The organism is Butyrivibrio proteoclasticus B316 (assembly GCF_000145035.1).
GTDB classification, from domain to species: Bacteria; Bacillota; Clostridia; order Lachnospirales; family Lachnospiraceae; genus Butyrivibrio; species Butyrivibrio proteoclasticus.
The window spans coordinates 1,820,428-1,833,420 of the sequence record NC_014387.1; the positions used below are offsets into that span (position 1 = coordinate 1,820,428).

Genomic DNA, 12,993 nt, shown 5'->3' on the forward strand with positions numbered 1-12,993 from the left:
AAACTCTTTAATCAGCATTAGTTGCACCATCCTGAAGAGTCTGAGCTGTTCCGGATATGATTTCATCCTCATCTCTAAGCTCAAAGTAGTAAGAAAGCGCATCTTTAGTGATCTGAGCAGCATAACTTGATGTATAACCATTAGCAATTCTGGTAGCAATTGCAATCTCTGGCCTCTCATAAGGCGCATAACATACAAAAAGAGAATGGTTTGGCTTACTCTTGGATTCCTGAGCTGTTCCGGTCTTACCAGCTACAGCAACACCAAGATTAGAATAATAAGCCTTGTCCTGAACCACCTGTCTCATTCCGGTATGTATAGCATTCCAATAAGACTGAGGCATATCAATAATATTTCTGACCTGAGCAGAATATTCTTCAAGAAGGTTGCCATTTGAATCAGTGGTTTTATCAATAAGAGTCAGGTTATAGCATGTTCCGCTGTTAGCAACAGTTGTAACATACCTGGCAAGACCAACTGTAGTATATGAGTTGGTACCCTGTCCAATAGCAGATCTTACAGCATCCATGTCTGAAACCTGAGGCTCAGATTCAGCAATTTCAATACCTGATTTTTCAGAAAGTCCATATAAATCAGCATATTTAGCTAGTTTCTCAAGACCAATATCAGGAGAATAGCTTTCACCATCTATTCCTAGTCTGTAACCCACTTCGTAAAAGAAACAGTTACAGGAATTTCTGATTCCTCCGGTAACATTAAGTCCTCCATGTCCTCTTGGGTAAATCCAACATCTGGGAGGATTATCAGTCTTATCAAAAATACCACCGCAATAAATTACTGAATCCGTAGTTATAACGCCTTCCATCAGGCCCGCCGTAGAAGAAACCATCTTAAATGTAGATCCCGGAGCGGTTTTCTGCTGCGTAGCATAATTATAAAGCGGATTTGAATTATCCTGACGAAGTTTAGCATAATACTCGGCATCTACACCATTAGCCATCATATTATTGTCATATCCGGGATATGATACAAGAGCAAGTATATCTCCGGTGTTAACGTCCGTAATGACCATAGATCCGGTACAAGGGTCAAGTGCAAGCTGCGCAGGTGTAATGTCAAGATTTGATATACGATTTATCATAAACGCATAAGCTGACTCTCCACCTCTTTGCCATAATTCAAGCTCTTCCTCGTCAACATGAATTGCATTCTGTTCAATCAGAATATCGCAAACCTGTGAACCTGATATATATCCATCCAGTAAAAGATATTTGTAAAGCCTTGTCTTAAACTCAGCATCATCGGCTAAAGAAGAAACAATATACTCAGTTATCTGATTAAATATTTCTTCAGAATCAGCGTACTGATTATCAATACTTAACTTGGATACATCAATCCAGTTCATAGCAATTGCATATTTCAGATACTCTGCCAGTGAAATAGTTTCGTCATTTGTCCAGGCTATGTATGTAGCATCTTCTCTGTCAACCTTGGATGAATCAAGAATTCCAGCGTTGTAGAGATTGGCTGCAATATGGCTCATATACCACTGGTATTCCTTGGATAATTTGTCATAGCTTGTTTTCTTTTCACCAAGCTCAGCCCTAATTTCAGCTATAACAGATTCATTTTTGGAAATAAACGAATTGTATACTGCTTTCTCATTAGTACCGGCATCATCCGCAGAAAAATGGTTAACATCAACTATATTGTTATCAAAAACAGCATAATATACATCGTAAATTGGAATAACAATATTACTGGAGCTGGATGTCTCAGTAAATGTATACGTTTTAATATTCTGTATCTTAGAAACAAGAATTCCGGCAAGGGACTGCTCAATAATGTTATAGCAGGCCTCTGTCAGGTCCTTGTCAATAGTAAGATAAACATCATTTCCGGCTACAGAATCGACATAATTACTGGTTTCAATTACCTGACCGGTATTATCAACATAAACGGTCTCTGAACCTTTTGTTCCCTGAAGAACGCTCTCCATAGCCTGTTCAATACCTGATTTACCAACAGTGTCATTTATTCCATAATTACTGTCAATCTGCTGAAGTTCATAAAGTTCATCCTCAGATACTTTACCTGTATAACCAAGAATCTGAGAAAAATATACAGAATCAACATATTTACGAGCTGTGTTCTCTTCAATTGAAACTCCGTCGAGTGTATCAGCATTCTCCATTACATCTGCAACTGTCTGATCGCTGACATCAGAAGCTACAGTAGTATCAATATATTTTTGATAACTGTTAGTACTCATGTTGTATCTGATATTAAGTACCTTAAGAGCCCTGTCATTTGAATAGTTCATTCTTGGTACAAACGTTGATGAATCATCCGGATCCTCATAATCCCCGATGCCAAAGCTCTTGCACATATCATCTACAACTTCCGTTGCTGTCTTGGTCTTTTCTTCGTATTTGAGGTCATTTACGCTTGATCTGCCATAAACATCTGCAAGGAACCTTAAAAGAGCATTTCCTTCAACAGTATATTCATAAGCATTATTTTCATTAAGAACTATTTTGAAGTCCTGATCAACAGAGTCTCCATTATCTTCAATAATATCAATAAGTCTGTTAAGAGTTGTGTTGATAGACTTATTTTTACCTCTGCCTGATTTATAAACGTCTTCTATGGTAACTGAGTTTGCTAGCTCATTATAAGCAAGAAGCTTGCCATTTCTGTCATATATATTTCCTCTGGTAGCAGCAATACTTTTTTCTTTCTTAATCCTGAGTTTAAATGTGTCAAGATAATACTCTCCATTAATGATCTGCAAAGAAAAAAGCCTGTAAACCATAATAGAAGCCAGACAGATCAGAACACCACAGATTATGACTGCTCTTGAAGTTATGAACTTAATTACAGCTTCTTTAATCTCATTAAACAAATTTCTTGGCGCTCCTTTGCTCTCTTTCATCAATTCTGTTGTTCAGATACAGAATAAATGGGTAAAAGAAAATAGCTATAATTGCTGTATATACCATTTCAGGTAAGATAACATTCAGCATGTAATAGCCAATATCAAATTTAGTTCTAAACAGGAACATAAGTACATAGCATATAAACCCAAACAAAAAGTCCGCTACTGTAATGAAAACGATAGGAATGACTATATTCTGAGAGAAAAATACTTCATGAAACTTACCGACAATAAATCCCAGATACATATAGATAAGGGCAAAAAAGCCTAAGTAAGTACCAAAGAAAATATCAACCAAAAGTCCGCTAAAAAAGCCCATGATAAGGCCGGATTTGTCTCCTTTTATAAAGCCTGAGGCTGCTACAACAATCATTAAAAGATTTGGCGCAGTATCTCCAAAATCCAGAGCCCGAAAAACAGTAGTCTGTAATATAAATGATACAAGCACCAATATAAAGTTGGTTAAAAAACGCCTTATATTCATTTAATAATCCTTAATTCGTTACATTTTTCTTGAGTTCGAGAAGAACAAGAACAATATTCAGATGCTCAAAATCTACTGCAGGTGTCATAGTACCTGATTTAGTAAGATTATTGGAGTCATCATCTATAGTTGATATATACCCTACCAAAATACCAGGAAGATATTTATCACTAATATTAGAAGTTACAATCTTATCTCCAATGCTGACCTTGTCTACATCGTCAACAAGCTTGGAAAACCTTATAAGTCCCTGCCTGTATAATTCAAGGTCGCCTGATACGATCAGATTATCTGATGAAGATAAAACCATGCCACTTACAGAAGCATTATCAGCAATAATAGACTGAACCTTGGCCCAATCGGGACCAACGTCAATTATGCGGCCTACCAAAGCTCCATTGGCAATAACATTCATATCAATAGCCAGACCATCATCAGAACCTTTGTCAATTACAAAAGAATGATACCAGTTGCCAGCATCCTTGGCGATGATACGGGCGCCTATCTTCTCATATTTTTCATATGGATCATCAAGCTGATACATGTTGCGCAGTTCAATGAGCTCGTATTTTTCCTGTTCAAGAGTAGTATTTGCAATTGTAAGTTCATCAATCTGGTTTTTGAGCTTCTCATTTTCATCAAGAAGCTGTGTTATTGACGAAAGTTTATCTGTAGTATTACGAAGATATGTTCCGACTGTAGTTATCCCTTTTTGAAATGGCACAACAAAAATGCCTGCAAAAGAATTAAGCGGGCCTGTAAAAAGATTAGTGTTAAAGGTGATGATGATCATACCTGTACACAATATAGTTAAAATAAAGAGGAGATATTTACTTGGTAATGTAAACGCTTCTCCTCTTCTCTTGACAATGGGACTCATTATTTATCCTCTTCAATACCATATGCAAGAGCTTTATACTGGTCTTCCTTAATGATCTTGGCAAGACCAAGTGCTCCTGATCCTACTGGATTTTCAGCAATATTAACGTTAAGTCCGACACCATTACTAAGTCTCTGTGCGAGATGGCAAACCTGTGAAGCGCCACCTGTAAGATATAATCCATGCTTGAAAATATCAGCAGCAAGTTCCGGCGGGGTCTTCTCAAGCGCAGCTTTAATGTTATCCAAAATAGCATCAAAGTTCTCGATAAGAGCCTGATTAAGAAGATCTGTAGGAATCTTACGCTCAACAGGAAGTCCTGTTACGATATCTCTTCCGTACACAACAGCATCCTTGCCCTCTTTTTCAAGATCCTTAAGAGAAATCTTAACAGCTTCTGAAGTCTTCTCACCAATAAGAAGGCCGAATTCCTTACGTATCACGTTTCTGATAGATTCGTCAAACTTTTTGCCACCAACCTTGATGAGCTTGCTGACAACTATTCCACGAAGAGACAAGATAGAAATCTCAGTTGTATCATAACCAACATTAACAACAAGAACACCCTGAGAATTCATAACATCAACATTCATTCCAAGTCCGTCTGCAAGTGGCTTCTTGACCATCATGATCTTCTTGGCCTTAATTCCGGCATCATTGATAAGATCATGGAAAGCTCTTCTCTCAACTTCTGTAACATCCTTAGGAACAGCAATATAAACCTCACAAGGCTTAACAGAGCCCTTCATCTGATCTGTCAAAAAGAGTCTTACAAGTGTCTCCATATGTTCAATATCAGCAATTACTCCACTGTTAAGAGGATAAGAAATCTTAATCTTATCAGGAGCCTTCTCATACATTTCATAAGCTGAATTGCCATATGCAAAGACATTAGTCTTATTCTCAATAGCAATCATATTCTTCTCAACTGTAAGAGAATCCTCATCTCTGTTGTAAATCTTGATGTTGCTGGTACCAAGATCGATTCCAAAAATATTACCCAAAACGTCCTCCTTATTGCCATAGCAAGTCTTTTTCCCTAAGACTGCAATATGACCTGTCTCCTATTATGATATGATCTTGTAATCTGATATCAAGCATAATACCCGATTCACTGATCTTGTTGGTTACTATAACATCAGCCTTGCTTGGAGACGGATCTCCAGTAGGATGATTGTGTAAAAGAATTATATTTGATGCCCCACACTTAAGTGCACGCATAAATACATCTCTAGGCGATAAACTTGCAGAATTAACGGTTCCTATCGATAATAGACATTCCTCAATAAGATTAAGCTTATTATCAAGACATAAAAGAATCGTTTTCTCCTGCTCTTCATGTCTTAGTTTCTCCATAAAATAATCTGCCACATCAGAAGGATTGTTGCAATTTAAAAGCTCACCTCTTGTCTGTGAAGACATCCTCTTGGCAATTTCTGCTATACATTTAAGCTTGACTGCCTTGATCTGCCCAATACCATGGATGCTCATAAGTTCATCCAGTGTCAGGGAAAATAAGGAGTTAAGGCCCTTCTCCTTGCCTATTCCCAAGTCCATTATCTGCCCGGCTATATCTACCGGTGAATTACAATTGCTGCCGGTTCTGATAATAATAGCCAGAAGCTCTGTATCAGTAAGGCTTTCAGGCCCATAAGCCAGAAACCTCTCATAGGGAAAACATTCCCTGTTCGCAGAACTCTCTGTAAGTAATGCATTAAATGATCTCATTGATCTCCTTCCGATATAATACTCCAGACAATCAGAAAAAGACCACTTTATATTTTAACATACTAATATCAGTTTAAACAAGATTCTGACACTATTCCTGCATCAACCAGACTCTGAAGAGTCTTGAGAATACCGAGTTTAGCATGAGGCCATGTAAGACCTCCCTGGAAAAATACCGAATATGGCTCCTTAATAGGTCCATCGGCTGACAGCTCGATAGAAGAACCTGATACAAAAGCTCCGGCAGCCATAATAACCTGTGCATCATATCCAGGCATATCCCAAGGTTCAGGTGAAACAAAGGAATCAACAGGAGCAGCGGCCTGAACGCCCTGACAAAAAGCAATAACGCCATCTGCTCTTCCAAAAGTCACAGCCTGAATAATATCATGTCTGTCTTCAGTTGCATTAGGACAAACATCAAAGCCAAGCTTCTCATAGATATTTGCAGCAAAAATAGCTCCTTTAAGGGCCGATGCTGTAACTGTAGGAGCGAGGAAAAATCCCTGATAAAACTGTGGGAGAATTCCAAGTGAAGCTCCGACTTCCTTTCCAAGTCCTGGAGAAGTAAGCCTGAATGCAGCATTTTCTACACATTCTTTTGTTCCTGCAATATATCCGCCGATAGGAGCAAGTCCGCCACCCGGATTTTTGATAAGTGAACCAACAACCATGTCGGCTCCAACATCTGACGGCTCTTTAATATCAACAAATTCGCCATAGCAATTGTCTACCATACATATGACGTCTTTTTTAACTGATTTAATAAAAGAGATGAGCTCTCCGATTCTGACTACAGAAAGAGTTGGTCTTGTCTGGTATCCTTTAGATCTCTGTATAGTACAAAGCTTGATATTAGAGTTCTCAAGTAAAGTCTTTCTGATATTATCAAAATCAAAAGATCCATCCTCAAGAAGATCTACCTGAGTATAGCTGACACCATATTCAGCAAGTGAACCCTTTGAAGGTCTGATACCGATGACCTCTTCAAGGGTATCATAAGGTTTTCCAACCGGTGAAAAAAGCATATCTCCCGGGCGAAGGTTACTCATCAGTGCAAGAGCGAGCGCATGAGTCCCACATGTGATCTGCGGTCTCACAAGTGCATCCTCTGTATGGAAAACTGAAGCGTATACAGCCTCAAGTTTCTCTCTACCTATATCGTTATATCCATATCCTGTTGTTCCAAGAAGGCATGCCTCACTGACCTTGTTATCCTGCATTGCCTTCAAAACCTTAAGCTGATTATACTCAGCATTTTCATCAATCTTTTTAAATCTCTCTTCAAGACCAGAAAGAATCCTCTCGCCATACTCAAATACAGCGTCAGATATTCCAATTGCCTTATACATTTCCTTCTTCATAAATCCTAATCATCTCTTTCAAAATTAATTCATCGTTGTGATCAAACTCATTCTTGTCGATCCAAATAACATCTTTTTCTCGTCTGAACCAGGTGAGCTGTCTCTTTGCAAAATGCCTTGTATTAAGCTTGATCAGATATATAGCTCTTTCAAGATCATATTCGCCGTCCAGATAGCCCAATATTTCCCTGTATCCAAGACTCTGCATGGAAGTAGCAGCTCTTGGAATATTGTACTTTTCAAGTGATTTGACCTCATCGACAAGACCATCTTCGATCATCTGATCTACTCTTTTGTCTATGCGTGAGTATAGCGTTTTTCTCTCATCTGTCAATACAAAATATCTAAAATCGTATGGTGATAGGCGCTGGTGCTGCTCCTCATTATGCTCTGAAATAGGTCTTCCTGTCTTATGAAAATACTCCAAAGCTCTTATCACTCTCTTTGAATTATTCTCATGGATCATATCAGCAGAAACAGGGTCAACCGCCCTTAATTCCTCGTGAAGAGCATGAACTCCCTCTGTTTTTACTCTTTCTTCCAAAATATGTCTATAGCTGTCATCTTCATCAGTCTCAGTAAAATCAATATCATACAAAACAGCCTGTATATAAAAGCCTGTACCACCAACGATAATAGGCACCTTACCCCTTGATGAAATATCAGCAATAGCTTCTTTTACAAGCTTCTGAAAAGAAAAAACATTAAAATCCTCAGTAGGCTCTAGGAAGTCAATCAGGTGATGTCTGACTCCGTCCATTTTATCAGGGCTTATCTTGTCTGTTCCAATATTCATATATTTATAGACTTGCATAGAATCAGCGGAGATTATCTCTCCGCCAAGTCTCTTTGCAAGCTCTATTGATAGTTTTGATTTTCCGACTGCTGTCGGACCTGTGAGAACTATAAGTTTCTGCATATTATTCAACTACTCTCTTAAACTTCTTATCAATCTCATATTTACTCATAGAGATAATCGTAGGTCTGCCATGAGGACAGTTATACGGATTATCCAACTTGAGAAGTTCATCAAGAAGCGCTTCCATTTCCTGAGTGGTCATCCTGGTATTGCCTTTAACAGAAGCCTTGCAAGCCATACTTGCGATCTTATAATTGATCACATCAGGGGTTCTGTCCAAACTAGTCTCATGTGACAGTTCATCAAGAATTTCCTGGAACATTTCTTTTTCATTATCACAGCCAAAAAGATCTACAGGAATAGCTCTCATTGCATATTCATGGCCGCCGAAGTTCTCAATATTAAATCCAAGCTTTTCAAAATACTGCCTGTATTCAAGGAAGATTTCTTCTTCGGCAGCAGAAAGTGTAACTATTACAGGCGGATTCACCATCTGAGATAAAATGTCGCCGGATTTATATCTTTTCATCATTCTCTCATAGTTGACCTTCTCATGAGCTGCATGCTGATCAACCATAAACATTTTATCCTTAAATCCAATTATCCAGTATGTTCCAAAAATCTGTCCAAGAATTTCATATTCTTTGACATTTTCTTTTGTGAGAACCTTTTCATCAAAAAGGTTCAACTGAACAGGCTTTTTTTCTACAACAATTGCATCCTGTTGCTTGATTATAGATGAAGGTCTATCGTTTTTCTCTGCCTTGGAGCCATCCAGATCTCCAAATATTCTGGTCCATACAGCTGATTTGTTGACGTCTTCTATCTTAATTGGCTTTTCTTTAACCCCGGTTGCATAAACAGGTTCACTTTCAGCCACTTTGTTTTCTTCAAATCTTACTCTTTCAAATGGCTGAGGAGCAGGTCTGTTTGAAGGCTTTTCAGTTTCATGCGCATGCACTTTTTCAGGAGCTAAGCCCGAAGTGCTTGCTGTTGAAGATAAAGAATTGGCGCCGTTAGCCTCTGAAGCCTTCTCATCATCCTTACTTGATAAAAGAGCATCCGGAATCATTTCCTGAGCACTAAGTACATTTTCTACGCTTGTTTTAATAAAATCATATAAAAGCGCCTGGTTATTAAACCTGACTTCCAGCTTGGCGGGATGAACATTAACATCCACCATGGAAGGGTCCATTCTGATATGAAGAATTGCAAAAGGGAACTTATGCATCATAAGATACTGTTTGTACCCTTCTTCCAAGGCTTTGGAGATGATCTTATCCTTGACATATCTTCCATTTACAAAGAAAATCTCAAAATTTCTGTTTGATCTGTTAAGTGTAGGTTCTCCAAGATACCCTTCTACCGTAATTCCGTGGTCGGAAGCACTGATCGGTCTGACGCTTACGCTAACATCTCTTCCATAAATTCTGTATATCAGTTCCTTGAGGTCTCCGTTTCCTGATGTAGAGAACTTATCATCCTTGTTATTGATATAGTGGAAAGAAATAGTGGGATTATCAAGAGCAAGATGCTCCATAACATCACCAATATAACTTCCTTCTGTCTGAGGAGTCTTAAGGAACTTCTTTCTGGCAGGTGTATTGTAAAAGAGATTGCGGATAATAAAAGTTGTTCCGTCGGGGGCACCAATCTCATCCATTCCGGCTTCCTCACCGCCGTTAATTGAATACCTTGTTCCCGTAAGATCATCCTTGGTTTTGGTAATACAGTCTACCTGAGCTACCGAAGAAATACTTGACAGAGCTTCACCTCTGAATCCAAGAGAATGAATACTGAAAAGATCATCTATATTTTTAAGCTTACTTGTGGCATGCCTCTTAAAAGCCTTGCGGATCTGGCTCTTTTCGATTCCGCTTCCATTGTCTGTAACTCGTATCATATCGATACCGCCGCCCTTTATCTCAACAGTAACGGCTGTAGCACCGGAATCTATTGCATTCTCTACTAGCTCCTTGACTACGCTTGCAGGCCTCTCAACAACTTCACCTGCAGCAATCTGATCTATAGTATTTTTATCAAGCTCATTTATAAAGGCCATTTAGCTTTTCCACCTGTTCTTTAAGTCACTTTGTAATTTGTAAAGCGTATTTAAAGCATCCATTGGCGTCAGTGTCGTAATGTCGATCTCCTGAAGCCTCTTAAGTACATCTTCATCCGTCACGGTGTCAAATAAAGACATCTGATGGGTATCTACTTCATCGTAGTGTTTAACTTTAACCTTTTTATCATTTTTATTTTCACGGGCAATGCTCTGAACTTTCTCAGTAATGTCATTGTCCGTAAGTTCTGTAACAATTTCCTTGGCTCTGTCAATTACCATATCAGGAACGCCGGCAAGCTTGGCAACCTGAATACCATAACTCTTATCAGCGCCGCCCTTGACTATCTTACGTAAAAAGACAATATCATCGCCATTTTCCTTAACAGCGATGCAGTAGTTATTGACATTATCCATCTTGCCTTCAAGCTCTGTAAGCTCATGATAATGAGTAGCAAACAAGGTCTTGGCCCCAAGAATCTTCCTGTTACTGATGTGCTCAGTAACAGCCCAGGCTATGGCAAGCCCATCATAAGTACTTGTTCCTCGGCCTATCTCATCAAGGATCAGGAGTGAATTTGGAGTAGCATTTCTAAGGATATTAGCAACCTCATTCATCTCAACCATGAAAGTGGACTGACCACTTCCAAGATCATCACTTGCACCAACTCTGGTAAATATTCTGTCAACAACGCATATATCAGCCTTGGAAGCAGGAACAAAGCTTCCTATCTGAGCCATGAGAACTATAAGTGCAGTCTGTCTCATATAGGTAGACTTACCAGCCATATTAGGCCCTGTGATAATTGAAATGCAGTGCTTTTTATTATCAAGATATGTATCATTCGATATGAACATATCAGAAGTATCAAGCATTCTCTCAACAACAGGATGTCTGCCTTCTTTGATATTTATAATTCCCTTTTCATTTATAGATGGCTTAACATAGTGATTTTTCTCAGCCACATAAGCAAGTGAAGCATAAACATCAAGAAGAGCTATAGCCTTGGCTGTAGTCTGTATTCTGTCAATTTCAAGAGCAATAGAGTCTCTGATCTTGCAGAACATCTCATATTCAAGATTATTAAGCTTATCCTGAGCATTTAAAATAGTGTCCTCAAGTTCCTTGAGTTCAGGAGTCGTATATCTCTCACAGTTAGTAAGAGTCTGCTTACGGATAAAGTATTCAGGCACTTTGTCCTTGAAGGAATTGGTAACCTCAAAGGAATAGCCAAAGACATTGCTGTATTTGATCCTGAGATTTTTAATTCCTGTTTTCTCTTTTTCGCTTTCTTCCATCTCAGCAAGCCAGGTCTTACCGTTAGTGCCCGCTTCCCTGAAATGATCTATATCAGCATCAAAGCCTTCCTTGATGATACCGCTCTCTTTGATTGCAAGAGGCGGTTCCTCAACTATTGCCTGATCTATAAGTTCATATATATCTCTTAAGGCATCAAGATTATCCTCAAGTGCTGAAAGTTCTGCATCACTTTGAACATCTAAAAGAGCCGTCTTGATCGCGGGGATCATACTGATTGAATTTCTAAAAGCAAGAAGATCCCTTGGATTAGCAGTCTTATATATTATCTTGGACATAAGTCTTTCAAGATCATAAATCGGGCCAAGATACTCTCGTATCTCTTCTCTGCTGACTACATTCTTAACAAGACTTTCAACAGCGCTCTGTCTCTTTAAGATTTCATTTCTGTCTATAAGCGGCTGCTCGATAAAGCTTCTAAGAGTTCTTGCCCCCATAGCTGTCTTGGTCTTATCAAGTACCCACAAAAGAGTACCTCTCTTTTGCTTGTCTCTCATAGTCTCTACAAGTTCAAGATTTCTTCTTGTAGAGCTGTCCAGAAGCATATATTTGCTGGCAAGATAAGGATATATGTGAGTAATATTACCAACATCTGATTTCTGCATATCTATCAGATATTGTAAAAGAGCTCCTGCAGCAACTACTCCATTTGGAAAATCATCGACGCCAAGACCTATAAGAGAAGAAACTTTAAAATGCTTCATAAGAAGCTTTTTGCTGCTATCCTCATCAAAATATCTTGATTCAAGCTGATTAACAAATATCTGCATTCTGTCGCGAAGATCTTCCATATCAACCCCGCTTACAGAAAAAGATTCATTGCAAATAATCTCTGATGGCATATACTTGCCAATTTCATCAAGAGCTTCTCTGAGAGAATCAACCTCTGTCAGGTAATAATCACCTGTAGTAACATCAGCTATTGAAATTCCAATATTATCAGGCGAATACAGAATACTCATGATGTAATTGTTCTTGGTTTCCTCAAGAGACTGCATATTGAGGTTAGTGCCGGGAGTAACTATCCTTGTTACTTCTCTCTTGACTATCCCTTTTGCAAGCTTAGGGTCCTCTGTCTGCTCACAGATGGCAACCTTATAGCCTCGTCCCACAAGCTTGGTCAGATAAGAATCCACGGCATGAAAAGGAACTCCGCACATAGGAGCCCTTTCCTCAAGGCCACAGGCCTTTCCTGTAAGTGTAAGTTCAAGCTCCTTGGATGCCACCTTGGCATCGTCAAAAAAGAGCTCATAGAAATCCCCTAATCTGTAAAAAAGGATACAGTCCTTGTTTTCCTTTTTGGTCTGCAGATAATGCTGCATCATGGGTGATACTTTTTCTATATCAACCGTATCAAAAGTAGCGCTGCTCTCCACAACAAAAATTCCCCTTGTAACTC

Annotated in this window: 9 protein-coding genes; all 9 read right to left on the reverse strand. The window is 38.8% G+C overall.

Annotation, left to right across the window (positions count from 1 at the left end; all coding sequences use genetic code 11):
- Positions 1-7: 7 nt before the first annotated feature.
- A complete protein-coding gene (locus BPR_RS07540; RefSeq protein WP_013280874.1) occupies positions 8-2,866 on the reverse strand; it encodes a penicillin-binding transpeptidase domain-containing protein in 2,859 nt (952 codons plus the stop codon).
- Positions 2,859-3,383, reverse strand: a complete 525-nt coding sequence (gene mreD, locus BPR_RS07545; protein ID WP_013280875.1) for a rod shape-determining protein MreD — start codon at positions 3,381-3,383, stop codon at positions 2,859-2,861. Before mreD ends, BPR_RS07540 begins: the two co-directional genes overlap by 8 nt.
- Positions 3,384-3,393: 10 nt before the next feature.
- Positions 3,394-4,263, reverse strand: coding sequence for a rod shape-determining protein MreC (mreC, locus tag BPR_RS07550; protein WP_013280876.1), 870 nt, complete (start codon positions 4,261-4,263; stop codon positions 3,394-3,396).
- Positions 4,263-5,267 (reverse strand): rod shape-determining protein, encoded by a 1,005-nt coding sequence (locus BPR_RS07555; RefSeq protein ID WP_013280877.1) that lies wholly within the window; start codon positions 5,265-5,267, stop codon positions 4,263-4,265. The genes mreC and BPR_RS07555 overlap by 1 nt, the downstream gene beginning before the upstream one ends.
- Before the next feature lie 10 nt (positions 5,268-5,277).
- Complete coding sequence (gene radC, locus BPR_RS07560) at positions 5,278-5,991, reverse strand: RadC family protein (RefSeq protein ID WP_013280878.1); 714 nt, start codon at positions 5,989-5,991, stop codon at positions 5,278-5,280.
- 68 nt (positions 5,992-6,059) lie between these two features.
- Positions 6,060-7,355 (reverse strand): methionine gamma-lyase family protein, encoded by a 1,296-nt coding sequence (locus BPR_RS07565; protein WP_013280879.1) that lies wholly within the window; start codon positions 7,353-7,355, stop codon positions 6,060-6,062.
- Entirely contained in the window at positions 7,336-8,274 is a 939-nt protein-coding gene (gene miaA, locus BPR_RS07570) for a tRNA (adenosine(37)-N6)-dimethylallyltransferase MiaA (RefSeq protein ID WP_013280880.1), read from the reverse strand. Before miaA ends, BPR_RS07565 begins: the two co-directional genes overlap by 20 nt.
- A 1-nt stretch (position 8,275) precedes the next feature.
- Positions 8,276-10,276 carry a DNA mismatch repair endonuclease MutL gene (gene mutL, locus BPR_RS07575; RefSeq protein WP_013280881.1) on the reverse strand — a complete coding sequence of 667 codons (2,001 nt, stop codon included), beginning with the start codon at positions 10,274-10,276 and terminating at the stop codon, positions 8,276-8,278.
- Entirely contained in the window at positions 10,277-12,919 is a 2,643-nt protein-coding gene (gene mutS, locus BPR_RS07580) for a DNA mismatch repair protein MutS (protein ID WP_013280882.1), read from the reverse strand.
- Between the last annotated feature and the right edge of the window lie 74 nt (positions 12,920-12,993).